This is a genomic window from Ensifer sp. Root278 (assembly GCF_001429285.1).
GTDB lineage: Bacteria > Pseudomonadota > Alphaproteobacteria > Rhizobiales > Rhizobiaceae > Ensifer.
Map to the genome: position 1 here is coordinate 198874 of NZ_LMJJ01000008.1, position 25768 is coordinate 224641.

General features: G+C 62.5%; 22 protein-coding genes and 1 pseudogene. 9 read left to right on the plus strand and 14 right to left on the minus strand.

All coding sequences use genetic code 11. The features are described from left to right. Nucleotides 1-106 precede the first annotated feature (106 nt). The 4 genes and pseudogenes from ASE60_RS09665 to ASE60_RS09685 all read left to right on the plus strand — a co-directional run. A pseudogene (locus ASE60_RS09665) lies at nucleotides 107-3651 on the plus strand (hypothetical protein); the annotation flags it as partial. Between the two features lie 489 nt (nucleotides 3652-4140). Beyond that, nucleotides 4141-5928, plus strand: a complete 1788-nt coding sequence (locus tag ASE60_RS09675) for a type I secretion C-terminal target domain-containing protein (RefSeq protein ID WP_057249634.1) — start codon at nucleotides 4141-4143, stop codon at nucleotides 5926-5928. A gap of 76 nt (nucleotides 5929-6004) precedes the next feature. Further along, a complete protein-coding gene (locus ASE60_RS09680) occupies nucleotides 6005-6370 on the plus strand; it encodes a hypothetical protein (RefSeq protein WP_057249636.1) in 366 nt (121 codons plus the stop codon). A gap of 19 nt (nucleotides 6371-6389) precedes the next feature. Further along, nucleotides 6390-7598: an ABC transporter substrate-binding protein gene (locus tag ASE60_RS09685; RefSeq protein WP_156414618.1), complete on the plus strand. Its 1209-nt coding sequence runs from the start codon at nucleotides 6390-6392 to the stop codon at nucleotides 7596-7598. Between the two features lie 425 nt (nucleotides 7599-8023). Here the strand turns inward: ASE60_RS09685 and ASE60_RS09690 are convergent, their stop codons facing one another. The 6 genes from ASE60_RS09690 to uraD all read right to left on the minus strand — a co-directional run bounded on the left by ASE60_RS09690 (nucleotide 8024) and on the right by uraD (nucleotide 12815). Then, entirely contained in the window at nucleotides 8024-8590 is a 567-nt protein-coding gene (locus ASE60_RS09690; RefSeq protein ID WP_057249641.1) for a DUF2076 domain-containing protein, read from the minus strand. Nucleotides 8591-8618: 28 nt separating this feature from the next. Further along, nucleotides 8619-9335: a Bax inhibitor-1/YccA family protein gene (locus ASE60_RS09695; protein ID WP_057249643.1), complete on the minus strand. Its 717-nt coding sequence runs from the start codon at nucleotides 9333-9335 to the stop codon at nucleotides 8619-8621. A 10-nt stretch (nucleotides 9336-9345) separates the two neighbouring features. Continuing rightward, nucleotides 9346-10107 (minus strand): anti-sigma factor, encoded by a 762-nt coding sequence (locus ASE60_RS09700; RefSeq protein ID WP_057249645.1) that lies wholly within the window; start codon nucleotides 10105-10107, stop codon nucleotides 9346-9348. Continuing rightward, complete coding sequence (locus ASE60_RS09705; protein ID WP_057249647.1) at nucleotides 10100-10630, minus strand: sigma-70 family RNA polymerase sigma factor; 531 nt, start codon at nucleotides 10628-10630, stop codon at nucleotides 10100-10102. The genes ASE60_RS09700 and ASE60_RS09705 overlap by 8 nt, the downstream gene beginning before the upstream one ends. A gap of 262 nt (nucleotides 10631-10892) precedes the next feature. Further along, nucleotides 10893-12236, minus strand: a complete 1344-nt coding sequence (locus ASE60_RS09710; RefSeq protein WP_057249649.1) for an MFS transporter — start codon at nucleotides 12234-12236, stop codon at nucleotides 10893-10895. A 42-nt stretch (nucleotides 12237-12278) separates the two neighbouring features. Beyond that, a complete protein-coding gene (gene uraD / locus ASE60_RS09715; protein WP_057249651.1) occupies nucleotides 12279-12815 on the minus strand; it encodes a 2-oxo-4-hydroxy-4-carboxy-5-ureidoimidazoline decarboxylase in 537 nt (178 codons plus the stop codon). A gap of 180 nt (nucleotides 12816-12995) precedes the next feature. Between uraD and ASE60_RS09720 the strand changes: the two genes are divergently transcribed. After that, a complete protein-coding gene (locus ASE60_RS09720) occupies nucleotides 12996-13916 on the plus strand; it encodes a LysR family transcriptional regulator (protein WP_057249653.1) in 921 nt (306 codons plus the stop codon). A gap of 54 nt (nucleotides 13917-13970) precedes the next feature. On the opposite strand, the gene ASE60_RS09725 is transcribed toward ASE60_RS09720, so the two are convergent. Beyond that, nucleotides 13971-14993: a LacI family DNA-binding transcriptional regulator gene (locus ASE60_RS09725; protein WP_057249655.1), complete on the minus strand. Its 1023-nt coding sequence runs from the start codon at nucleotides 14991-14993 to the stop codon at nucleotides 13971-13973. A 163-nt stretch (nucleotides 14994-15156) separates the two neighbouring features. Here ASE60_RS09725 and ASE60_RS09730 point away from each other — a divergent pair, with 163 nt between their 5' ends. From ASE60_RS09730 to ASE60_RS09745, 4 genes are all read left to right on the plus strand, one after another. Continuing rightward, nucleotides 15157-16683 carry a sugar ABC transporter ATP-binding protein gene (locus ASE60_RS09730; protein WP_057249656.1) on the plus strand — a complete coding sequence of 509 codons (1527 nt, stop codon included), beginning with the start codon at nucleotides 15157-15159 and terminating at the stop codon, nucleotides 16681-16683. A gap of 76 nt (nucleotides 16684-16759) precedes the next feature. Continuing rightward, entirely contained in the window at nucleotides 16760-17770 is a 1011-nt protein-coding gene (locus tag ASE60_RS09735; protein ID WP_057249658.1) for an ABC transporter permease, read from the plus strand. Nucleotides 17771-17833: 63 nt separating this feature from the next. After that, nucleotides 17834-18787 carry a substrate-binding domain-containing protein gene (locus ASE60_RS09740; RefSeq protein WP_057249660.1) on the plus strand — a complete coding sequence of 318 codons (954 nt, stop codon included), beginning with the start codon at nucleotides 17834-17836 and terminating at the stop codon, nucleotides 18785-18787. Nucleotides 18788-18940: 153 nt separating this feature from the next. Beyond that, nucleotides 18941-19993, plus strand: a complete 1053-nt coding sequence (locus ASE60_RS09745; RefSeq protein WP_057249662.1) for a sugar phosphate isomerase/epimerase — start codon at nucleotides 18941-18943, stop codon at nucleotides 19991-19993. Nucleotides 19994-20103: 110 nt separating this feature from the next. On the opposite strand, the gene ASE60_RS09750 is transcribed toward ASE60_RS09745, so the two are convergent. Genes ASE60_RS09750 through ASE60_RS09780 form a run of 7 tightly spaced genes read right to left on the minus strand, consistent with a single transcriptional unit; the run spans nucleotide 20104 to nucleotide 25709 of the window. Next, a complete protein-coding gene (locus tag ASE60_RS09750; RefSeq protein WP_057249664.1) occupies nucleotides 20104-21048 on the minus strand; it encodes a carbohydrate kinase family protein in 945 nt (314 codons plus the stop codon). Continuing rightward, nucleotides 21045-21563, minus strand: coding sequence for an ureidoglycolate lyase (locus tag ASE60_RS09755; RefSeq protein WP_057249666.1), 519 nt, complete (start codon nucleotides 21561-21563; stop codon nucleotides 21045-21047). The genes ASE60_RS09750 and ASE60_RS09755 overlap by 4 nt, the downstream gene beginning before the upstream one ends. Then, on the minus strand, nucleotides 21560-22300 hold the full coding sequence (locus ASE60_RS09760; protein WP_057249667.1) for a BtpA/SgcQ family protein: 741 nt from the start codon (nucleotides 22298-22300) through the stop codon (nucleotides 21560-21562). Before ASE60_RS09760 ends, ASE60_RS09755 begins: the two co-directional genes overlap by 4 nt. Next, nucleotides 22297-23106, minus strand: a complete 810-nt coding sequence (locus tag ASE60_RS09765) for a GntR family transcriptional regulator (protein ID WP_156414619.1) — start codon at nucleotides 23104-23106, stop codon at nucleotides 22297-22299. Before ASE60_RS09765 ends, ASE60_RS09760 begins: the two co-directional genes overlap by 4 nt. A 22-nt stretch (nucleotides 23107-23128) precedes the next feature. Continuing rightward, nucleotides 23129-23989, minus strand: coding sequence for an ABC transporter substrate-binding protein (locus ASE60_RS09770; RefSeq protein ID WP_082615789.1), 861 nt, complete (start codon nucleotides 23987-23989; stop codon nucleotides 23129-23131). Nucleotides 23990-24021: 32 nt separating this feature from the next. Beyond that, on the minus strand, nucleotides 24022-24786 hold the full coding sequence (locus ASE60_RS09775) for an amino acid ABC transporter ATP-binding protein (protein ID WP_057249673.1): 765 nt from the start codon (nucleotides 24784-24786) through the stop codon (nucleotides 24022-24024). Continuing rightward, nucleotides 24783-25709, minus strand: a complete 927-nt coding sequence (locus tag ASE60_RS09780; RefSeq protein ID WP_082615790.1) for an amino acid ABC transporter permease — start codon at nucleotides 25707-25709, stop codon at nucleotides 24783-24785. Before ASE60_RS09780 ends, ASE60_RS09775 begins: the two co-directional genes overlap by 4 nt. Between the last annotated feature and the right edge of the window lie 59 nt (nucleotides 25710-25768).

Genomic DNA, 25768 nt, shown 5'->3' on the forward strand with positions numbered 1-25768 from the left:
GGTATTAACATAATATATTATGCTGTTTTTCGCTAATCCCTCAGCCCCCGATTGCGCTCCAAAAAGCTTGGTGTTTTCTTGCTCGCAAAGGTCGAGGGGTATTTCTATGGCAACCGAAGGCACCACAATTTCGAACGAAGCCGCCGCTACGCAGGCAGAGGCAATCGAGTTCCGCAACGCGCCGGATGGCAAGGCTGACCGACTGGTGGCGCAGGCGGCGACGGGAGCAGAGGGAGAACCCCAGCTCGTCGACCCGGCAACCGGAGCGCCGGTGAAAGGCGCCGAGACAGCGCCACAGACGCCGCCCATGCCCGCGACGGTCACAGCCGATGCTTCGAACGTGGTGCACCTGCCCGCAGGCGCGTCGATCGAGAAAATCAAGGTCGTCGGTACCGATATCGTTTTGGAACAGCCGGACGGCTCGACGATCACCATTCACAACGCCGCATTAAAGGTTCCGACCTTCGTCATCGGCGATGCTGAAATCCCGCGCGAAACCCTGGTGGCCGTGCTCGGCGAAAACGGCATCAACGTTGCAGCGGGTCCGGATGGCAGCATCAGCGTCGTCTCGAACCAGAGCAGCGGCGGCGGTTTTGGTGACGCCAACGCGGACATTGGCCAGGCCGGACCGGTTATCGGTCTGTTGCCGCCGACCGCCCTGGAATTTCCGACCCTCGAGGCGACCGAGCTTCTTCCCTTTACGCTTGACCCAAATGACAACCCGTCGATCATCCCCGATGGCGGCAGCAGCGATCCCAGCGGTATCCTCGTGAGCGACCGGCAGGTCGACGAAGCTGGCCTCGCCAGCGGATCGCGCGCAGGCGATGGCAGCGCTTCGGTCAATGGCATCTTCACGATCTCCGATCCGGACGGCCTGGGCGATGTCGCCAGCCTGACGATCAACGGCCAGACTTTCACAATCGGCGGACTCGTCGGCCAATCGGTCGTGGGCCTGTTCGGCGTGCTGACCATCACCGCGTACAACCCCGCCACTGGCGCGGCGCAGTATACCTATGAACTGACGAGCCCCGTTACTGGCTCCGGCCCGGGCGCAAATGTCGAGCAGGACCGGGATACCTTCAATCTGAGGGTCACCGACGTTGACGGCGCGATCGGTACGGCGACGCTGCGCGTGGATATCGTCGACGACGTTCCCTCGATCGGCATCACGGATCCGGCCTCGTCCAACGTGGTCGAGGGCCAGGCGCTTGCCGGCAACTGGACGCTTTCGACTGGCGCTGACGGTGTCAGCACCGTGAATGTCACGGTCGGCAACACCACCCAGACCCTGGCGCTGACGGCAGGTCAGTCGGTGGTGTTCGCGCTTGCCGAAGGCACACTGACGGTCAATGCCGACAAGACCTGGTCGTTCGCTGCGGCCAGCAACCTCAACAATGCCGGTGGCGTCAACGTCACCTTCTCGCTGTCGGCCGCGGATGCCGACGGTGACACGACGAGCGACAGCCAGACGATCAGCATCACCGACGGTGCTGGCCCGACGGTCGATCCGCTTGCGGCCTCCGCATCGCTGACGCTCGACGACCAGACCCTTGCGGACGGCTCGACGCCGGGTTCAAACACGAGCGCCGGCACGATCGGCTTTGCGGCCGGTACGGATGCGATCGCGACGATCGCGTTCGGCGACACCAGCGGCCTGACCGGGGCACTGACCTGGGATCGCGTCTCCGACACGCAGATTATCGGCCGCGCCGGCGGCGTGGCGATCGTCACGCTTGACCTGGTGCGCAACGGCGACAGCGCCACGGTGACGGCGACGCTGAACGACAACTACGCCAGCCATCCCGGCATCAACGCCGACGACCTTGCGAGCCTCGGCTCGGTCAAGGTGATCGCCTCCGACACGGATGGCGACACGGCCGAGGGCACGGTGAACGTGTCGGTCTCCGACGACGTTCCCTCGATCGGCATCACGGATCCGGCCTCGTCCAACGTGGTCGAGGGCCAGGCGCTTGCCGGCAACTGGACGCTTTCGACTGGCGCTGTCACGGATCCGGCCTCGTCCAACGTGGTCGAGGGCCAGGCGCTTGCCGGCAACTGGACGCTTTCGACTGGCGCTGACGGTGTCAGCACCGTGAATGTCACGGTCGGCAACACCACCCAGACCCTGGCGCTGACGGCAGGTCAGTCGGTGGTGTTCGCGCTTTCCGAAGGCACACTGACGGTCAATGCTGACAAGACCTGGTCGTTCGCTGCGGCCAGCAACCTCAACAATGCCGGTGGCGTCAACGTCACCTTCTCGCTGTCGGCCACGGACCCCGACGGTGACACGACGAGCGACAGCCAGACAATCACCGTCACCGATGGTAGTGGTCCGTCGATCGAAGCGGAGGCGGGAACCGCATCGCTGACACTCGACGACCAGACCCTTGCGGACGGCTCGACGCCGGGTTCGAACACGAGCGCCGGCACGATCGGCTTTGCGGCCGGTTCGGATGCGATCGCGACGATCGCGTTCGGCGACACCAGCGGCCTGACCGGGGCGCTGACCTGGGATCGCGTCTCCGACACGCAGATCGTCGGCCGCGCCGGCGGCGTTGCGATCGTCACGCTCGACCTCGTGCGCAGCGGCGACAGCGCCACGGTGACGGCGACGCTGAACGACAACTACGCCAGCCACCCCGGCATCAACGCTGACGACCTTGCGAGCCTCGGCTCGGTCAAGGTGATCGCCTCCGACACGGACGGCGACACGGCCGAGGGCGCGGTGAACGTGTCGGTCTCCGACGACGTTCCGGTAATCGGCATCACGGATCCGGCCTCGTCCAACGTGGTCGAGGGCCAGGCGCTTGCCGGCAACTGGACGCTTTCGGCCGGCGCTGACGGTGTCAGCACCGTGGACGTCACGGTCGGCAACACCACCCACACCCTGGCGCTGACGGCAGGTCAGTCGGTGGTGTTCACGCTTGCCGAAGGCACGCTGACGGTCAATGCCGACAAGACCTGGTCGTTCGATGCGGCCAGCAACCTCAACAATGCTGGTGGCGTCAATGTCACCTTCTCGCTGTCGGCCACGGATGCCGACGGTGACACGACGAGCGACAGCCAGACGATCACGGTGACGGATGGTGCTGGCCCGGCGGTCGATCCGCTTGCCGCCTCCGCCTCGCTGACGCTTGACGACCAGAACCTTGCGGACGGCTCGACGCCGGCCGGTTCGGACACGAGCAGCGGCACGATCGGCTTTACGGCCGGTTCGGATGCGATCGCGACGATCGCGTTCGGCAACACCAGCGGCCTGACCGGGGCACTGACCTGGGATCGCGTCTCAGACACGCAGATTATCGGCCGTGCCGGTGGTGTTGCGATCGTCACCCTCGACCTGGTGCGCAACGGCGACAGCGCGACGGTGACGGCGACCCTGAACGATAACTATGCCAGCCACCCCGGCATCAACGCCGACGACCTTGCGAGCCTCGGCTCGGTCAAGGTGATCGCTGCCGATACCGATGGCGATACGGCCGAAGGCACTGTCTCGGTCTCCGTCTCCGACGACGTACCTTTGGCGTCGAGCGAAGCCGGTGGGAACGTCTCGGAAGGCACGACGATCAGYGGCWCGTTCGACTTTGCRKCTGGYGCGGATGGMGCAACGCTGACRCAGATCAAYGGCRCYYCGGTCGGTGCTTTCGATGCNNGTCACCGGTTGGTCCGCATGGATCGAYGTCGGYGCRGGCTCGATCCGGGTCAAGGCCGACGGCAGCTACGAGTTCCAGGCGGATGCTCCGACGGTCGGAGCATCTCTGCCGGTCAACGGTACCTACACGGTGACGGACGGYGACGGYGAYACGTCGACGGCAAACTTYGGCTTCTCGGTRACGGATGCCAACACGCCGACGGGCGGCGTGGCGTCTGCGAATGTCGACGATGACGGTCTGGCTGGCGCCAACCCGGCTCCGGTTGCCGGTGCAGCGAYCTTCTCCGGCACGCTCGGYGGCGCTGTCGGTGGTGACGGTGCGGGCACGAACGGCTTCTCGTTTGCCGGTTTGCATGGCACGAGCGGTACGATCGGACAGGAGACGGTAAACTACAGCTGGAGCGGCAACACGCTGACGGCAACGGGCCCGCGCGGCGTGCTGTTCACGGTCGGCTACAGGTGCCTATACGGTCGAGCTCAAGGATAACGTGCTGCATACGGCCGGCCCGAAYGGCGAGGACAATGTCTCGGTCGGYCTCGGCTACACCGTCACCGACGCAGACAACTCGGTTGCCAATGGCACACTGACTGTCGCCTTCAATGACGATGCGCCTTTGGCCGTCTTACCCGACCACGCGATCGTCACCAATGCGGCAGGAAGTCCCGTTATCTTTGAACTGGATCAGGACGGAACGCTCAACAACAACTATGGCGCTGACGGCGCTGGTACTGTGCGGTTCCCCAGTTCACTTGGAAGCCAAGCTAGCGGCCTAACGGCTAATGGCGTTCCGATTGTGTATCACGTCTCTCCAGACGGGCTCACCCTCACGGGCTTCGCCGGTGCGACTTCAATCTTCGTTATCAATCTCAATCCCACCAATGCCACTTATTCAGTCGACATGAACGGGAAAGTTGACAGCACCACAAATGTTTCATTCAGTGGCAGCAGTTACGATTTCGTTGGTGGCAACGCTCCGTGGGCCGGTTTCATCGCTGCAGGCGAGACCGTCTCGCATCCAATTGACAATAACAGCCCGGATCTGCTGCTCACGCCCGCGATCAACGGTCTTCCGGCTGGTACCATCAACACCTCGGCCAACTCTGGGGGTGTCAGTGGGGGAGGAAGCGTCGGTAATGGCGAGACATTCCGAATTGATTTCGTGACTGACCTTAGGGGAGATCCAAGCGGCACTGGTGGTGGCGACTACGATGTTCTGTTGAAGCGCGACCATGTTTTCGATGCTCACTACACGGTCAACGGGTCAACCGCTAGCTTCATCTCAGATGGCAGCACGGTCAAGATTACCGCATTTGACGACCCGGACGGTGACACGATAGTAGGTAACGGCAGTAAAGATGCTGTCACGGCCGTTGTCATAGCTTACAACGGCTCGAGCCAAATCGTTGACCTGACACCCGCACTCCAGCAGACCTACACGATCACCGTCGGCGGACACACGTTCACGGTTAGCGAAAATCTCGACGGTTCGGTCAGCGTCGGGAACGTGTACGGAGACAATAGCCAGTCAACACAGATTGGTATCTTTACTGCGAACGGCTACAATAGCGTCGAATATACTTGGGCTGCGGGGGACCCCTTCAAACTTGGTCAATTCGGCGCTGCCGTACCAACCACCAAGCCAGTCTCCTTTGACGTGCCGATCGAAGTCGTCGATGGTGACGGGGATAGGGCGTCGAGTAGCATAGACGTCACACTCACGGCGGCGGGGCAGGGCATTCAAGACTATTCGCTTGCTGCTAGTGGGCAAACTGCAACCGCTACGTCACCAAATCCGCACATTATCGGTTCGGATTTAGACGACACACTTAACGGGAATTCATCTGACAACGCGCTCGATGGGAATGCCGGAACCGATTTTCTTTATGGTAATGGGGGCGATGACATCCTTTATGGTGGGACCGGCTCCGACCATATTAGCGGTGGCGCAGGAGTTGACACGTTCGTGATCGACGCAGACTCCTTACTCCCCGGCATTGATGACGTCATCACCGACTACAACTACGCCGAAGGCGATACAGTCGATCTGACGGCTCTGCTTGGCAATCTGCCCACGGGAACGAACCTCGACGGCAACTTCGTCCAGGTGGTCCAGGACGGACTGAACGCCAATCTACAGGTCGATACTGATGGCAGCGCTGGCAATGCTTCCGCCTGGCACACGGTCGCGGTGCTGGAAGACTTCCAGGTTTCGACCGAGGTGGTGAAGATCCTGTTCACCGAAAACGGTGCGCCGAAGACACAGGACGTTTCATAAACGCTACGTCGATCTCGACAGTACGGCGGTTCTCGGTAATCATCCGGGGACCGCATTTTCCAGGGGGAATCTTTTCATGATCAGAAGCATGCTGGTGGGGGCGATGGTCGCTCTTATGCCCGTTTCAGGTTTCGCGGCCGATCTCATCGTCGACTACGCGCCAGCCGCGCGGCAGTGCGCTGAAGCCAGCCAATCCTCGCTCACCGTTGACCAGGATGTCGCGACATTGACCAAGGAGGTCGTGTCGCGCATGGACGAGGCAATCGCGGTCGCCGACGATCCGCACTGGATCTCCTCGACGCGGCCTACTTTCGTCTGGGCGTCCGAGACCAAGGTTGCCTGCGGCAAGGCCTATGGCTACCTGCAGTCCAACTGGCGCGACGAGGACTACATCGCCAAGTGCGATTGCTTCTATTCCAAGATGCGGAATTTCATGAATTGAGACAGGCGGATTGATCGTCATGTCCGATGCTGTCGTTTCACCGACAAGGCGGCTGTCGTCCTGTCGGCAGTGGCTAGCCCTTGGTGTCCTCGCACTCGGTACGCTTGCGGGCTGTCAGGGCGCCCCCACGCCCCAGGACGTTCTCGACGTGGAATCGCCGCAGGCGAGGCATGCGCGGCGCGCGGCCGAACATGCGGTAAAGCCGCAGGAAACCTTCGGCGGGGGCGCAACGCGGATCGCGCTCATCACGGCGTTGATGGCGCCGTCAGGCGAAACGGTACGCGAACGCGATATCCGGGACGGCGCGTCGCTCGCCATCGACGAGGTGGGTGGCGGCCAGCTCTCGGTGCTAGTCGAAAATACCGACGGTTCGCCACAGCAGATTCAAGAGGCGGCGAAGCGGCTTGCCAGCCAGAACGTCGCGCTCGTCGCGCTGTCGGTCGCCGACGTGCCTGTCAGCACCGTGCGCCAGGGTCTCGGCTCTTCCCGTGCGCCGCTCTTGGTACTGCGGGGCAACGGCGCCGAGCGGCCGGCCGGCACTTTCGCTTTCGTGTCCGACCGCATCGACAGCGCCGTCGAGGGCGCGTCCTATGCGGTGGCGTCCGGGCGCAAGCGGCTCGTCGTGCTCTTGCCGGGCGACGTCTCCGCCGCCGAGCGGCAAAGGCTCGATCGCGGACTTGCCGGCTATGGCATCAAACCGGCGCTCGTCGCCGTGACGGGGACCACGGCATTCACCGGCGACGCGGCCTCCAAGACCACATTGAAAGACACCGATGGCGTGCTCCTGGTCGGATCGGGAGATCCGGATGTCGGCGCTCTGTCGCAACTGAAGGCCAACGGCTATCTGAAACCGAACGCGATGGTCGTCGGAAGTTCTGGCTGGGCAAATGCCGCTTACAAGCGCCCCGAGCTCGCGGGCAGCTTTCTCTGTCTGTTTGGTCCTGAAAATGGTTCCCGGATGACCTCGCGCTATCTCGATCGATACGAGCGGGCCGCAGGCACGGATGCGGCCTATGGCTTCGACGTGATCGCGCTTGCCGCCGGCCTGGTGCGCAGCCAGGGCGAAACCGCCATCACGCAGGAGAGCCTTCGGTCTCCAAACGGCTTCATCGGCGCGGCCGCAGCCTTCCGCTTCGAAAAGAGTGGTTCCGTCGAGCGAACCTGCGCGATCTACCAGGTCACCTCCGGCAGCGTGAAACTAATGGATCCAGCGCCGCGATCGTTCTGAAGCGCAAGCGCTGGCCTCAAGCTCCGCTTGCCGGCCCACGGGCGCGATCATCCACAGGCTTGCCGAGCCTCTCATCTCGAAGCAACGCTGCGAGCGGCCCCCGGGCGACGCCGGCGTTACTCTTCGGCATTCCCGGACGAAGGGCAGCGTTGACCGTTGCTGAACATCGGCAGGTTGCCATGCTCAAGTAACCATGTGTAGCGCCCTGATCGTGACCTTATCGATGTTGCGGCCATCTCAGGGAAAGTTAGGCAGACAGCAAGCCGAGATCTGCGCATTCTCCACATCCGGGAAGATGGAGGGTCATCGGAACCGGACAGGGGGTAGGCTGTAGCTTGGGCGCAGGTGGGGTCATGAGAAAAGGTTGTCTCTGAGTGGGCCGGCTTCCGGGGGAGGGGGATGGTCCCCGGAAGCCGAAAGCGGCGTCAAATGTCTTCGTCGCCGCCGAAATCCATATCGTCCGCAGGCTCTTCCGGCTCCGCAGCCGTGGCGCTGGGCTGAGCAGCCTGAGTCTCGATTCCGCCGAACATGCCTGCGATCGCGTTGCCGAGCAGAACGCCGCCGGCGACGCCCATTGCGGTCTGCGCTGCGCCGGCGAGGAAGCCGCTGCCGGCACGCTGTTGCATCGGCTGGCCGTAGGCCTGGTTCTGGTTGCCCCATGGCGAGCTGGGTGCGGCACGGCCATATCCGGGCTGTTTCGGCGCCTGGCGCTGAGGGGCGGCGTTGCTGCCGAACATCGAGGAGAAGAAGCCGCCGCGCTGTTGGCTCTGCGCGGTCTGCGCCTCCAGTTCCTCGATGCGGCGTTGAGCCGCCTCCAGCGCCTGCTCCTGCACGACGATGGTCTGTGCCATGTAATAGGGTGCACCCGGCTGCGCGCTGATCCGTTCCTGGATGAAGCGGTCGGATTGAGCGTCGCGCGGGCCAGACTGGCGCTCGACATGGGCGAGCTTAGAGAACAGGCCGTCAATGGCCTGCTGGTCGTTGCGATCCATGAGATATGTTCCTTGCTATCTGCGGGTATTACTCTTCACGCTGACCTGTGAAGTTGAGCAGCAGCTGGAAGATGTTGACGAAGTTCAGATAGAGCGACAGGGCACCGAAAACCGCGAGCTTCTGCTGGGATTCCTGGTCGAAATTGTCGGCATACTGTTCCTTGATGTTCTGCGTGTCCCAGGCAGTCAGGCCGACGAAGACGACGATACCGATCACCGAGACGGCAAACTGAAGAGCGCTCGAACCAAGGAAGATGTTGACGATCGAGGCGATCATCACGCCGATCAGGCCCATGATCAGGAACGAGCCGAATTTCGCCAGGTCGCGTTTCGTTACATAGCCGTAGAGGCTCGTCGCACCGAACATGGTGGCGGCGATGAAGAAGGTGCGGGCGATGCTGGCTCCGGTGAAGACCAGGAAGATGGAGGCCAGCGATAGACCCATGACGGCGCAGAAGGCCCAGAAGGTCATCTGCGCTGACGACGCCGACATCGAATGCATCTTGAAGGAGAAGAAGAAGACGAAGGCGAGCGGAGCCAGCATCACCACCCATTTCAGCGGCGTGGAGAAGATCGGCACGTAAAGTGCCGGCGTGGTGCCGACGATGAAGGCCACAAGTCCCGTCACGACAAGGCCGAGGCCCATATAGTTGTAAACGCGCTGCATGTGCTGGCGAAGGCCTTCGTCGAGGGCCGCGGCAGAAGCTTGGCTCATGCCGCCGAAGCGGTTCTGGTTCGAATGCATGAAGGTTTCCTCAGTAAAGTGAGTTCTTGAGAAGCTCGGCCTCATCGCTGAGGCCGATGCCCGGCGTGGTTGAGACGACGGCATAGGCGACCTCGCCGACCTGCCACCAGGCAGCCTCGGCGTTGGAAAGATTGAGGTCCTTCACGGGCTCGACCGCGAAGTGCCCCGGCCTGCCGGCGAAGAGTGATATGAGTGTGCCTGCATCGGTCTTGACGCTCGTCTCGACGCTAGGCCCGAAATCCGAGGGGAATACCTGGACGTCGACGACGTTCCAGTCCTTCGGAAGCTCCGGCATGACGATGGCGGTCGCGGCACGAATGTCGTCCCGGTCGTAGGTTTGCACTTCCGGCTGTGACGGCATTCCCGCCCTGACGAGCGAAGTCTGATGCGCGCGGATAGCGTATTCCACGAAAGCCGGCGGATGGGCCGAGGCATTGACTTCGCTCGGACCGACGGACGAATGGGCAATCCACCCTACCGAAATCATCAAGCCGACCGCCGCCACCTTCTGCAGGGCGTTCCACACGCGCGCATTCGCCAGTCCCGACGAAAGGCGGCGAGCCGCCTCGCGCGTCTCGGGGCGTCCGGCAACGACATCCGATGTCATCGCCAGCTTGAGCGTGGTCCGCATTCCGAGATCGGCCATGACACGGGCGGCCGCATCAGGATTCCTGGCAAGCCAGGTCTCAACCCGAAGCCGACCGGCCGCATCGAGTTGATTGTCCACATAGGCATCGAGATCGGTATCGATAATCGTGTCGACGTCAGTCATTATCGCCTCCGACAAGCCTCAGGTGGTTGGGCTTTTTCGTTCCGTTTTCGAAGTCTCTCAGGCTCGCCCTTGCGCGGGAGACGCGCGACATCAAAGTCCCGACGGGAATGTCGAGTATGTCGGCAGCCTCTTGATAGGAGAGGTCCTCGACGGCAACGAGATGCAAGGCCTCGCGCTGCTCCTGCGGAAGCAGCATGAACGCTTCGCGGACCTGAGCCAGCCGCACGCTGTGCTCCTGGTGGGCGGGGTAAGACGATCCGGCTTCCTGCGCCGTCTGGTCGTCACGCTGGCCACGAGAGATCGTGGATCGCAAGCGGTCGATATGCGTGTTGCGAACGATCGCGAAAAGCCAGTTTCTAAGGTTCGCTCCAGACCGGAAAGTCGAGCGTCGTTCGTAGGCTCTCAGGAGAGCGTCATGAACGAGATCCTCGGCGTCCGGCGAATTGCGCGCAAGCGAGCGGGCATAGCGCCGCAGCGCAGCCAACTGCCCAATAATATCAAAGGCGCCTTTCTTCGAATCCATACCCGCATATACGGAGCGAGCGCGGGTTCTCATCCACTGCGCAGAAAAAATATGAAAAAATCTGAGAATTACCGTCGAGACCGGGCACCGGACCTGCCGGCCGCAGGCAGATTGGGCCTGCCGAAATCCTTGGCCGTGTCGGCCTCTCACGCGCTGTGCACGCCGCAGATGCAATATCGGACCATCGAGCAAAGCCACGATGATCCGATACATTTCTCGTCCGGTCAGAACCCGCAACGCGCGAGGTCTTGTCGGATTTGTTCTACGCAGGCTGCTGCGTTTGCCGGCTGACCTTGCTGACGAAACCGACGATCAGCACGAAGGTCAACGCCTCGACGGCAGCCACCAGCCACAGCCCGTGGGTCATGACGCCGGTCGTGTCCTTCAGGTAGCCCATGAGGTAGGGGGCGCCGAAGCCGGCGAGGTTCGCCACCGAGTTGATGAGCGCGATACCGACCGCCGCAGCCGAACCCGCCAGGCAATGGTTCGGCATCTGCCAGAAGACCGGGATTGCGGACATGGTGCCGACGATCGCAAGCGCCAGGGCAGCGAGCGACAGGGCAGCGCTGGCCGGCAGGACAAAACCCAGGGCCATCAGGCCGGTGGCACCTGCGAGTGCTGCAAAGGCGCAGTGGTAGCGCACCTCCGAAGTACGATCGGAATGAATGCCGTTCAGGATCATGCCCGCCGCACCGCCGAGATAGATGGCTGCCATGATCCAGCCGACCGTTGCAGGGCTGGAGAAGCCGATTTCGCGTACCACGGAGGGGCCGAAGAAAGTCAGCGTCGAGTTCGCCATGATGATGCAGAAATAGATGGCGATGAATTTCCATACGGTCGGGTTCTTCAGCGCCTTGAGCACGCTGTGCTCACGATGGCCGAGAGCCTTCTTGTCCTGCTCGATGTCCTGGATGAGCAGGGCCTTTTCCTCCGAGGTCAGCCAATGCGCCTTTTCAGGCTTGTCGGTCAGATAGAAGATGGTGGCGATGCCGGCGAATATCGACGGGATGCCTTCGAGCAGGAACACCCATTGCCAGCCGGCCCAGCCGTTGGCGCCGCCGAGCTGCGTCATGATCGTGCCTGCCAGCGGGCCGCCGATGACGCCGGCAAGAGCCGAGGCCGACATGAAGAGGCCGAAGGCCCTGGCGCGACGCAGCGATGGATACCAATAGGTCAGGTAGAGGATGATGCCGGGATAGAAGCCGGCCTCGAACACGCCGAGCAGGAACCGCAGCGTATAGAACTGCCAGGGCTGGGTGACGAACATCATCAGCACGCAGATGATACCCCAGCCGATGGTGATGCGGGCGATCGTGGCGCGGGCGCCGATCCGTTCAAGCCACATGTTGCTCGGCACCTCGAAGAAGAAATAGCCGAGGAAGAAGATGCCGGCACCGAGACCGTAAACGGTTTCGCTGAACTGCAGGTCCTGCAGCATGGTGAGCTTCGCGAAACCGACATTCACCCGGTCGATCCATGCCAGGATCCACAGGAACATCAGAAAGGGAAGGAGCCGCCATGTCACCTTGCGGTAGACCGACTCGAGATTTTCGGGGTTCGCGGCGGGTGAGCCGCCTCTGTTCCCCGCATGTGCTGCCGATGCCATTGTGGACTACCTCCCGTATAAGTCCATTTCAGGAACCAGCCGCTATGCGGCCGGCGTGATAACCTCCTGCGCCTCTTTTACGAGGGCGCCCAGTCGATAGCGGCTGATGTTGGCGATCTGCCGCAGTGCTTCCGCAAGCTCGGCGTCGGTCTCCCGTCCGATGCGATGCTTGAACTCGGCAAAGATGCCGGCCTTGGTGTAGTGGCGAACGCAAACGATGAAGGGAAAGCCGTGCCGGGCGCGATAGCGGCGGTTCAGATCGTCGATCAGCGCCATCTCGTGGCCCGCCAGGCTGTCGAGCCCGGCCGTTCCCTGTTCGACGGTCGATTCCGCGGTCATCCGGCCTTGCTTGGCCTCCTTGCCCGCAAGGTCCGGATGCGCGCCCAGGAATTCGACCTTGGACGCCGTGTCACGGGCCAGGATCTGGCCGAACATCGCACCATGCAATGCCTCGACGTCGGCGAACGGCCGCTTCTGCCAGCTGCGCTGCGCGACCCAAGGCGAATTCTCGAAGACAGGACCGAGGTAGGCGACGAAGGCGTCGCAGTCCATTTGGTTGATCGCGTCGATATCAAGCATGACTTGCCCTGAAGTTGAGCCGCCGCATCGGGGTGTTTCCTATGACAAACGGTGCTCGGTGGGGGCGATTTGGTCAACGCGGGCAGGCAAATACCCATTATTAGCCAGACGAATAAAAGGTGGTGTTGACCTATTGGCCGGCTCGCCCTGCCGGATTTTGTTGGCTATTCTGAAAATCAGATGTCGAAAGAAGATACCGTTGACGCACATCTCCTAAAGGTGTTCTGCGCGCTTATGGCCGAGGGCAGTGTGACGCGTGCCGCTGTCAAGCTGGAGCAATCCCAACCGGCGGTCAGCCTGGCGCTTGGCAAGCTGCGCGAGATCTTTTCCGACCAACTGCTTGTGCGCGGCCGTGACGGAATGGTCCCGACGGAGCGCGCTCTGGCGATTTTGCCACGCGCTCAGGCCCTGTTGGCCGATCTCACCGGCTTGGTCGACGCCACGGCGCCGTTTGACGCCCCATCAAGCAATCACAGCTTCACGATCGCCTCGCCGGACTACATGGCGCCGGTGTTCCTGTCGGAAATTGTCGATCAGATCAGGCGCAAGGCGCCGAATGCGAGCCTCGTGATCCGGGCGCTCGGTCCCGACTTCGACTTCGAGGGAGCGCTTGCCCGGGGTGACGTCGATGTCGTCATCGGCAACTGGCCGTCTCCGCCCGCCTATCTCAAGCGCTCGATCCTCCTGCAGGACGACATCGTTTGCCTGATGCGGGATAGCCATTCTCTAGCGCAGGGCGAATTCAGCGAAGCCGATTACCTGGCGGCGGCCCATATCGTGCCGGTGGCCTATTCGATGGCCCATCGCGGTGTCGTCGAAACCCACTTGTCAAGCCTTCGGGTCAGCCGGGCGCGCACCGTGGCGCTTTCCTATTTTACGACCGCACCGTACCTCTTGCTGCAGTCGGACCTGATCTTCTCGACCAGCCGTCATTTTGCCAGCTACTTTGCGGGGCTTCTGCCTCTCGTCGTGCGCCAGCCGCCGATCGAGTTCCCGCAGATGGTCTTCCACATGCTATGGCATGACCGCTCGCATCATTCGCCGATGCACCGGTGGCTGCGCGAGATCATCATGCAAGCGCGCAACAGGATCATCAGCTAGATTTCGGAACGAAGTGGCTGCTCTCGGAGTAACCGGACAGTCGCGCCCAATCCTTCATCGCCGTGTCGGCGGCGGCCCAACAGAGTTGCGGACCACCAGGTCGGGCCTCAGCAGGATCTCCGTTTCTGAAGGGGTGCGGTCCGAAAGCATCTCTAGAAGCAGTGCCATCGCGTGCTTGCCGATCGCGGTCCGTGGTTGGCGGATCGTGGTCAGGGAAGGGGTCATGAAACTGGCTTGCGGGACGTCATCGAAGCCGGTGACCGAAAACTGATCCGGTATCTCATAGCCGCGCGCTTTGAGGCCAAGCGCGACACCAAGAGCAGTCTGATCGTTGACACACATGAAGGCGGTCGGAAGGTCGTCGCGCATGAAGAGCTGCTCCAGCGCCAGCCTGCCGCTTTCCACCGTTCCGTCGCCTTCGAGGATAAGGCGGCGGTTCGGGGGGGTGCCGGCCGCGGCAAGTCCGGCCTCGTACCCCGACCGACGACGGCCATAGGCAAGGCGCGTATGGGAGTCTCCGATGAATGCGATCCGCCGATGCCCTTCGGAAATGAGAAGATCAACGGCCTTGCGCGCGCCCTCGACGTCGTCGACGCCGACATAGGGAATGCCTCCGTTGAAGACGGGCTCGAAAACACCGACGGTCGGCGGCAGGCGCGGCGTCACCTCCTGATGGCCGAAAGGAAGAATGCCGGTAAACAGGATCAGGCCGGCCGCCTGGTTCGAGTTGAAGAATTTCAGATATTCCAACCCGCGTTGGGCATCATTCTGGGTATGCCCGATCAGCACGCCGTAGCCATGGGCACGCGCTTCATTTTCAAGGCCAACCAGAATGCTGGAGAAGTTCGGATCGCCGATATCGGGCGCGACCACGAGTATCATGTTCGAGCGCCCCAGCCTAAGGCTGCGCGCCATCGCATTGGTGGTGTAGCCCGTCAGCGCGATGGCCTGGTTGACCTTCAGCCGCGTGGACTTGGCAACCTTCTCGGGCATGTGAATGGCCCGCGAAACTGTCGCGATCGACACTTCGGCGATGCGTGCGACATCTTCGATGGTTGCGGGGGTGGAATCGGACACTCGCTTGGCCTCGGGCTTTGTTGCGAGACACTACACAGACTTGCCTGACGGTCAAACGCGCAGGCCGAAAAAATTGTCTTACAAGCAAGATGTAAACCTTTACATCGCGCAGTGTAAAGGTTTACATCATTGAAAAAGCGGTGGAGGCCGCAGGGAGGGGAATATGACCACGGAGGTTGTCGACGGGGCTCCCGTCGTGCTGTCTGCGCGCCGCATCAGTAAATCCTTCAGCGGCGTGCAGGTGCTTTTCAGCGTCGATTTCGAGCTGCGCCAGGGCGAGATTCACGCGCTGATGGGCGAGAACGGCGCCGGCAAATCCACGCTCGTCAAGATATTGTCCGGCTTCGAGCAACCGACCTCGGGCGAGATCCTGCTCGACGGCCAGTCGGTGAAGCTCCCAGCAAACGGTGCGGCCGAAGCGCTCGGCATCGTCATCATCCATCAGGAATTCAATCTGGCCGAACATCTCACCGTCACCGAGAGCCTGTTTCTCGGCCGCGAAGTGACCAGGTTCGGCGTGCTCGACCGCAAGTTCATGCGCGCGGAAACGCGCCGCGTTCTCGATCTCCTCGGCTCCCATGTCGACGAGAACGCGATGATCGGCTCGCTGTCGATCGCCGAAAAGCAGATGGTGGAGATTGCCAAGGCTATCAGCCGTGACGCGCGTGTCGTCTTCATGGACGAGCCGACCGCCGTCCTTTCTCGCGAAGAAACGAACTTTCTGTTCCGCTTGGTGCGCAAGCTGCGCGACAAGGGAACGAGTTTCGTCTTCGTGTCGCACAAGCTCGACGAGGTCATGGAACTCACCGATCGCGTGACGGTGTTGCGCGACGGCCAATGGATCAAGACATCGCCGACCTCCATCCTCGACGGCGAGGCGATCGCCCAGTTGATGGTTGGCCGTGAGCTTTCGAGCCTCTATCCCGCCAAAAGCGAACCCGACTTCGACGAGGAGGTCGTGCTGCGCGTCAGTTCGGTCTCAACAGGCTACGTTAGGGACGCAAGCTTCGAGGTCCGCCGCGGCGAAATCCTCGGTTTTTCCGGGATGATCGGTTCGGGTCGGACGGAGTTGATGGAGGCGATCGTCGGATTGCGCCCGCGTGTGTCCGGCGAGGTTCTCGTTCGTGGCCAGCCGGTTTCATCCGGTGACGTGCACGCGGTCAACAAGGCCGGTCTCGCATACATGACCAAGGACCGGAAAGCCAAGGGGCTGTTGCTCAATGCCGGGATGATGGCGAACCTGACGCTGCAGTCGCTCGGTCGCCATAGCCGCCTCGGCTATCTCGATCCGGGAAGCGAGGAGGCGGCTCTGGTCAAGGCGCGCCGCCGCTTCGACATCCGCGTCAGGGATGACAAGATTGTCGCCGGACGCATGTCCGGTGGCAACCAGCAGAAGCTGCTTCTCGCCAAGGTAATGGAAACCGACCCTGGTATCATCATCATCGACGAGCCGACCCGCGGCATCGACGTCGGCACCAAGCAGCAGATCTACCACTTCATCTCGGCGCTCGCCCGGGACGGTCGCTCGATCATTGTCGTCTCATCGGAGATGCCCGAGGTCATAGGCCTATGCAGTCGCGTGGTGGTCATGCGCGAAGGCCATATCGCCGGCATTCTCGAGGGGGACGAGATCTCCGAGCAGGAGATCATGCGCTACGCCGCAGGATTGAAGAGGAAGACGGCGGCCTGAGGCGGCCGCGGCGCATCCTGCGCAGATGCCGAGAACAACAAGATTCCCGACAGGTGGGACGGAGGTTCAATTGGATATGAGCGTAAACGAGGAAGGCAGTCAGGGCGCAATTCGTCGCCGCAGCTGGCGCGACATCGATCTGAGGGCCGTGGCGCCATTCGTCGCACTGGCGTTGCTGCTGCTGGTAGGGGCGCTGGTCAATCCCAACTTCATCAGCATCAACAACCTCGCCAACGTCGCTACCCGCAGCGCCTTCATCGCCATTATCGCGGTCGGAGCGACCTTCGTGATTTCGTCGGGCGATCTCGATCTCTCCGTCGGGGCGATGGTCGCCTTCATCGCCAGTCTGATGATCCTGTTCATGAACTCCGGGGTCATCGCCGATCCGGTGCTCATGCTTCTGGCGGCGGTCCTGTTTACTATTGTCGCCGGCGCACTCTGTGGTCTTGCCAATGGTCTGATCACCACAGTCGGCAAGATCGAACCCTTCATCGCGACGCTCGGCACCATGGGCATCTATAGGGGACTGACGACCTGGTTGTCGCAGGGCGGCGCGATCACGCTTAAGGAGCCAGAGCTCCAGGAAATCTATCGTCCCGCCTATTTCGGCACGATCTTCGGCCTGCCGGTACCGATCGTCGTCATCCTCGCGGTGACGGCCGTGGCGGCCTTCATCCTCTATCGCACGCGCTACGGTCGCCACGTCGTCGCCGTCGGCTCCAATCGTGACGTTGCGCGTTACTCCGGCATTTCCGTCAACCGCGTCCGCACCGTCGCCTTCGTGATCCAGGGGCTCTGCGTGGCAGCCGCCGTCCTCCTCTATGTGCCGCGCCTCGGCTCGACGTCGGCAACGACTGGCATTCTCTGGGAACTACAGGCAATCACCGCCGTTGTCGTCGGCGGCACCGCGCTCAAAGGCGGCGCGGGTCGCGTCTGGGGCACGATCTGTGGTGCGTTCATCCTCGAACTGGTCGGCAACATCATGCTGCTCTCCAACTTCATCAGTGAATACCTGATCGGCGCCATCCAGGGTGCGATCATCATCATTGCGATGCTCGTCCAGCGCTCGCTGGTTCGGAAATCGTGAGACGGCCGGGTCCACAGGTCTCCCGGCCTCAAACAGGCTGACCTGATATTTGGGAGGAACTTAATGCGTAATAAGCTATTCGGCCTGACCCTCGCGGCCATGACCGCACTCGCTGGCGTGTCGCACGCGCAGGAAGAAAAGAAAGTGACGATCGGCGTCTCGATCCCGGCTGCCGATCATGGCTGGACGGCCGGCGTGGTCTTCCATGCCGAGCGCGTCGCCAAGATCCTGATGGAACGCAATCCGGGCCTGAACGTCATCGTCAAGACCTCACCCGATCCGGCAAGCCAGGCCAACGCCGTGCAGGACCTCGAGACACAGGGCATCGACGCTCTCGTCATCCTGCCGACCGATCCGGATCCGCTGGTCAACGCAATCAAGGAAGTAAAGGGCAAGGGAACCTTCGTCGCGCTCGTCGACCGTGCGCCGAGCGTCAACGACAACTCCGTGCGCGATCTCTACGTCGCCGGCAACAACCCGGCGCTCGGCCAGGTCGCGGGCGAATATATCAAGGCCACGACGCCGGAAGCCGAAGTCGTCGTCATCCGCGGCCTGCCGATCCCGATCGACCAGCAGCGCCAGGACGGCTTCGACAAGGGCATCGAAGGCTCGAAAGTCAAGGTTCTCGACCGCCAGTACGGCAACTGGAACCGCGACGATGCCTTCAAGGTCATGCAGGACTACCTGACGAAGTACCCGAAGATCGACGTCGTCTGGTGCCAGGACGACGACATGGCCGTCGGCGTGCTGCAGGCCATCGAGCAGGCGAAGCGCACCGACATCCAATACGTCGTTGCCGGCGCCGGCTCGAAGGAAATGATCAAGAAGGTCATGGACGGCGACAAGATGATCCCGGTCGACGTGCTCTACCCGCCGGCAATGGTCGGTACTGCGCTTGAGATGACCGTGGCCAACTTCTACGGCCAGGTTCCGGTCCGTGGCGTCTACACGATCGATGCAACGCTCGTGACCAAGGACAATGCCAAGGACTTCTACTTCCCGGATTCGCCGTTCTGATCCAGGCTTGACTGAAAGGCGGCCCGCGGTCGGCGCGGGCTGCCATCCCACAACGATCACCTGAAATCACAGGTCGTGTCGTCTTGAGCCCCAGGCGGGCATCGCCGGCGCCTTTCGATTGCCCGGCACATTTTCCAACGGAGGAGACGAGAGATGAAGACGATCAAGGGGCCAGGGCTCTTTCTTGCGCAGTTTGCCGGCGATGCGGCACCGTTCAATTCCTGGGATGCGATCACCAAATGGGCGGCGGACTGCGGCTACAAAGGCGTGCAGGTCCCGAGCTGGGACGCGCGGGTGATCGATCTTCAGAAGGCAGCGACCTCGAAGACCTATTGCGACGAGTTTGCCGGAAAGGCCCGCGATAACGGCGTCGAGGTGACCGAGCTTTCCACCCATCTGCAGGGCCAGCTCGTCGCCGTGCATCCGGCCTATGACGAGGCCTTCGATGGTTTTGCGGCACCGGAAGTGCGCGGCAATCCCAAGGCAAGGCAGCAATGGGCGGTGGAACAGGTGAAGCTGGCGCTGACCGCCTCGAAGAACCTCGGGCTGAACGCCATGGCGAGTTTTTCCGGCGCGCTTGCCTGGCCCTTCGTCTATCCCTGGCCGCAGCGGCCGGCCGGCCTCGTCGACACCGCCTTTGACGAACTGGCGAAGCGCTGGAAACCGATCCTCGACCATGCCGAGGACTGTGGTGTCGACGTCTGCTACGAGATCCATCCGGGCGAGGACCTGCACGACGGCATCGCCTACGAGATGTTCCTGGAGCGCACCGGCAACCACGCCCGCGCCTGCATGCTCTACGACCCCTCGCACTACGTGCTGCAGTGCCTCGACTATCTCGACAACATCGACATCTACAAGGACCGCATCCGCATGTTCCACGTCAAGGATGCGGAGTTCAACCCGACCGGACGCCAGGGCGTCTATGGCGGCTATCAGGGCTGGGTCAACCGGGCCGGACGGTTCCGCTCGCTCGGCGACGGCCAGGTGGATTTCGGCGCGGTGTTTTCCAGGATGGCGGCCAATGATTTCTCCGGCTGGGCGGTGGTCGAATGGGAATGCGCGCTGAAGCACCCGGAGGATGGTGCCCGCGAGGGTGCCGACTTCGTCAAGCACCACATCATCCGCGTGACTGAGAAGGCGTTTGACGACTTTGCCGGCGGCGGCACCGACGAGGCCGCCAACCGGCGCATGCTGGGGATCTGAGTAAGGTTCAGCCCCTCGCCGGCAGGTCGTGACGTCCAGCCGTCCCTTTAATTCGTGCGGAAAGGAAGGGCTCAGCTACAACCCCCGGCGATCCGATCTTGTGCTGCGGTTCACCGAGCTCTCGGCCGGCGCCCGTCGTCACGCCAGCGGCGGATATCGTCCGGGCCTGCCTTGCCCGCCCGCGGGCCGTGGATGGTGACGGAGCGGGAGGCGGCTGCGACGGAGAAGTCCAGCGCCTCTTCGATGGTCTGACCTTGCGACAAACACCAGGTCAATGTGCCGCCGAACGTGTCGCCTGCACCGGTGACGTCAACGACGTCAACCGGAAGGCCGGGAACGCGAAGGATCGTGTCGCCGTTGCGCGCCTCGGCGCCATCCGCAGCGAGGGTGCGTACGACCCAGTCGATATCGTGCGCCTGCATCCAGTCGCTGATCATCGTGATTTCATCGTGGCCGAAGGCAGCGCGGAAACCGACCTGGTTGAAGATAACGACGGTAGCACCGGTGAGATAAGGCATATCCTGCGGCGTGCATCCACCGACGTCGAGATCGAAGATGACGCGGCGGCCGTGCTGGCGGAGATCGGCAAGAAGGTCGGCTTGCTTGACCACGCCTTGATCCGTTCGCGCATGCAGACGACGGGCGCGATAGAGCGTCGTGTAGAGAAAGCCTGGTTGGCGCAACGCATCGAGGGCAGCGGCGCCGAGCCACATCGGCTGCTCGCCCATCTCGACCGTCAGAACGACATGCTCGCCGTCGACGAGGAAGATGAAATTGCGTGATTCCGGAATGGCGGGATCGATCAGCATATGATCAACGCCGACACCGTTGTCCTTCAAATCGGCGATCAATCGTTGCGACAGGGGACTGTCGTTGAGCAGGGAGATGAACTGCGTTTCACCGCCAAGGCCAGCGTGCACCACGGCGGCGTTGGCAATGGAGCCACCGGCCTCGGCCGGGAGTTCCTTGACCATGCCCTTGTCGGCTCGGCCCGGCCAGCGATCGGCGGTGTAGTATTCGTCGAGTGCGACGTCGCCGATGAAGAAGCATGTCATGCGGTTGGTCCTTCGCCTGGAATGGCTTGCACCAGCTTCGGGCCACCGGCAACCGGCACCCAAGGGCTTTCGCCGAGACCGCAGACGGCCATCCAGTAATAGGGGGTTGGTCCCGACACACCTCGGCAGGCGTCGTGCCAGACGTTGCGGTCCATCACCACGGTCTGCCCGGGCGCGATCACGAAGGCTTCGATCTCATTCCGGTCCGGCGCCCTGGCGTCAGATGCGGGAGCGACGGCGAGGACAACCGGTTGGGCGAAGCAGAAGATCGCCTCCTCCGTTTGCGGATGCCGCTCCATAGCGCCGCAGTGCCACGGTGCGCTGCCGCCGCGCGTGACGCCGAGATGGCCGGCACCATCGATCAACGATGTTTTCGTGAAGCCGTCGCTCCATCCATCACCGGCGGTCCAGACCACCTTGGGATCGGTGTCGCCGGTCAGGTCATAGACCTTGCCGTATCGCGAGAAATTGTCCGGGGTCACCGGGCGGGCGAAAACGGAGTCGGCCGCACTCATGCGTCGCTCCTGATGGCGCGCACGACGCGCATCAGTCCGGCGACATGGGCTGCCTCGACACGGCCTGTGTCCTTATGGTCGTGCTTGAACCAGCTCCCGACCACGGCGCCATCGGCCTTGGCCAGTTGCTCGGCGGCATTGGCCTCGGTGAGACCGGCGCCGATCAGGAGCGGCATCGCGCCACCGGTCGCGGCGCGGAAGCGCGCCACCTTTTCCATGTCTGTCGGCTGGCCGGTGGCGTCGGAGGTGACCACCAGCCCGTCGCAGCGCGAAGCGCCGATGCGCACATCTTCCGATTCCGGTCGCCCGGACAGAACGGGCTGGTACTTGAAGCGAACGCCACCGAACAACAGTGCCGAAACGTCCTCGCGGCGTGTCGCGAGTTCGGCTTCGAAGGCTTCGTCCGCTCCCGGCGGCAGATGGCCGGCGACAGAATCCACCTGGACAAAGGAAACGGGGTACGTTTTGGCAAGGGCAAAGGCGCGCGCATCGTCTCTGAGCACGTTGACGCCGATGCGGGTGCCGAGGTCGAACCCGAACAGCCGGTCCAACACCCGCTCGACGTCTTCTGCACCACCGAAGTAGTTCTCGACCACGACCCCGTCCACGCCTTCGCCGGCCATGATGCGGGCCTCTTCCTCGGCCTGGGCAAGCTTGGCCGCGGGGCCGTCACCGGCCAGGTGCAGCATGCCAAGAATGGGTTTTGGGGTCGTGAAAGTGTCGCCGAAGCGGCTCATGTCTTGCTCTCCTGCGCACCGTGCGGCGCGGTCTCGCGCCCCCAGCGCGTTGCAAATTTCATCTGGACGGCCGGCGAGTAGACGATCGACGTGCGCTCGACCAACCGGTCGTCGGCATCGAGCACATCCCCGCTGGCGCAAAGGTAGCCCGGCACGTCAGGCGCCGGAGCAAAGACCTCCCTGAGGCGGTCGGAAGGCGGCACGACGCTGAGCAGCAATTCCGAACGCAAGGGGTGGCGGTCATAGTCGCGGCGCAAAACCTCGTAGAGCGATTGCGCCGCGAAATCGTAGCGGTCGATGCCCGGATAGAGGGCAAGATCAAGCTGAGATGTGTCGACGTTCAGCCAACTCACCGTATCGCCATTGGCAAGCCCGCGGGCGCGCACCAGTAAGAGTTCGCCATTCTCGACCCGGTGCTCCAGCACGCGCGTCACTGGGCGCTGGCCCTGGCGGCGGGCAAGCTCCGTGAAGCTGCCGAAATTCCAGATGTTGTGGCTGATCGGCCGGTGCGAGACGATCGTGCCGCGGCCGCGAATCTGCTGAACCAGACCTTCCGAAACCAAAAGCGCCATCGCATTGCGCACCGTTGTTCGGGCGATGCCGAACTGGTCGCGCAACTGGTTCTCCGAGGGAATCGCTTCCCCTTCGGAGAAGTCGCCGCTGAGAATCGCGGCGCGGAGCGCCCGATAGAGCTGCCGGTAGAGCTGCTCGCTCGAATAGAGATCGAGGCGCAGCCGGGCCAGCCGGTCGTCCGGGTTTCCGTTTGCTGCGATGGTGGAGGCGTCTGGCATGGAAGGATGGGTCAAGGCAGGCTCCGGCGCGGTTCGGTTACTTCGTGGCTCCGTTTATCTTGAACTCTTCGACGGCGGCCTGTTTCAAGCCGTAGCGGTCGAGGATCTGTGCATAAGTGCCATCGGCCTTCATGGCGTCGAGCGCGCCCTTTACGGCATCACGCAGCTGACCGTTCGCCTTGGCAAAGGCGATGCCGTAGTGGTTGACATCGCCGACCTCGCCGATCTGGTAGAACTTGCCCGGCTCCTGCTTCATCAGGTCGAGAAGACCTTCCAGGCCGATGACTGAAGCCTGGGCGCGGCCCTGGCGGATCTGCATGATGTGCTCGGCCTGGGTCGGGATCTGGATGACGGTGATCAGCTTGTCGGCTGCGCATTTAGCCTTGCCGACATTTTCCGCCCAGGTAACCCAGCTGGTTCCCGTTGCGACCGCGACAGTCTTGCCGCAGAGGTCGGCTTCGCTCTTAATTTCACCCTGATGATCGGCAGCCGAATAGAAGACGTTGCCGGTCTTGAAGTAGTCGATGAAATCGAGCTGCGTCTGGCGCTCCACCTTGTCGGAGAAGGCGGTCATGATCAGGTCCGAACGGCCGGTGACGACCTGCGGGATCAATTGCGGGAACTCGACGTTCTGGAACTCGGCCGTCAGGCCGAGGCGTTCGGCGATTGCCTTGGCAAGATCGATGTCGAAGCCCTTCAGTTCCGTCGAGCCGGCGTCGCTGTATTCCATTGGCGGATAGGCAAGGCTGATCGTGACGTTCAGCTTTCCGGTATCGCGCACCGCGTCCGGCAGAGCGGCTGCGAGCTTCTCGTCGGCGGCGTGCGCCAGGCCGCCTGCGGCCAGGCTGATGATTGTTGCGGAGGCTAGCCCCAGAACCATTGGTAGCAGTTGTTTCATTTTCAGTTCTCCCTCTTTTTGAACTCTTTTCTTCAGGCCAGCACGCGGCTGAGGAAACTCCGCACGCGCGGGTCGCCGGGGTTGCTCAGAACGTGCGTGGGCACGCCCATCTCGCGGATCTCGCCGTCGATCATCACCACGACGCGGTCGGCGACCTCCCGGGCAAAGCCGATCTCGTGGGTGACGACGATCATCGTCGTGCCGCCACGCGCGAGATTGCGCATGACTTCCAGAACCTCGCCGACGAGTTCCGGATCGAGCGCGCTGGTCGGCTCGTCGAAGAGCATGACACGGGGCTCCATGGCGAGCGCCCGGGCGATTGCCACGCGCTGCTTCTGGCCGCCGGAAAGCTGCGACGGATAACTCGATGCCTTGGCCGCCATGCCGACCTGCTCGAGCAGGCCCATGGCACGGGCTTCGGCCTCGGCGCGGCTCAAGCCGCGCACCACCATCGGTCCCTCGATGACGTTGCCGAGCACCGTTCGGTGCGCGAAAAGATTGAAATGCTGGAACACCATGCCGAGCTGGCTCTGCTGCGCCCTGAGCCGCTTGACCGGCAATCCCTCAAGCGCGCCGCGGCTGAGCTCGTAGCCCATGATCGCGCCGTCGACCCAGACATAGCCGCCATTCGGCGTTTCCAGATGGTTGATGCAGCGCAGGAAGGTGCTCTTGCCGCTGCCCGAGGGTCCGAGGATGCAGAGCACCTCGCCATAGGCGACTTCCAGATCGAGACCCTTCAGGACCTCGTGGCTGCCAAAACTCTTGCGGATACCGACTGCCTTGACTGCGAGTGTCATGCTTCCCCCGGGGCGACGGGACGACGCGCCCATCCTTTGAACCAGCGGCGCTCGCGGGTTGCGGCTGCGCCATCGCGGCCGAAATGGCGTTCGAGATAGTATTGGCCGATGGATAGAACGGTGGTTCCCGCCAGATACCAGACGGCGCAGACGAACAACAGTTCGATCACAGCGCCATTGATGAAGTAGATGCGTTGTGCAGCGTTCAGCATCTCGCCCATGGCGATGGTGGCGGCGAGCGAGGAGAACTTCAGCATACCGATGGCGCTGTTGCCGAGTACGGGCAGGATCAGCCGCAGGGTCTGTGGCAGGATGATACGCCGCATCGTCTGGCCCGGCGTCATGCCGAGCGTATGGGCAGCTTCCTTCTGGCCCTTGTCGACCGAAGAGATGCCGCCGCGCACCACTTCCGTCAGATAGGAGCCTTCGTTCACGCCGAGACCGAGGACAGCCGCGACGAAGGGCGTCACCACATCGACCATGCGGGCATCGATGAGCCCAGGGATATAGAGGCGCGGGAAGACCAGAGCGATGTTGAACCAGATGAGCAGCTGCAGCAGCACCGGCGTGCCGCGGAACACCCAGACATAGAGCCATGCTGCAAAGCGCAGGATCGGATTTTCCGAAAGCCGCATGATGCCGAAAGCGAAACCAAGCAAGACGCCGAGCACCAGCGCACAGGCCGAGATCAGCAGCGTCCAACCGAAGCCGGTGATGATGACGCCAGCCGTCAGGAACTCGCCGACCACCGTCCACTGGATTTGCCCGACTGCGAAGGCGCGGCCGATCACGGCAAGCAGCAGGATGACGAGACCGCCACTGATCCACCGCCAGGGGTGGTGCAGTGGGCGGATGGCGACATCCGGACCGGGAAGGTCTGCGAGTGACAGCGCGGACGTTGAAGATGAGTGAGAGTGGTGCATGGCATCCAATTGTATGGTTAGGCCTACAACTTGATAGAAGCACGCCGAAACGGAGTCAA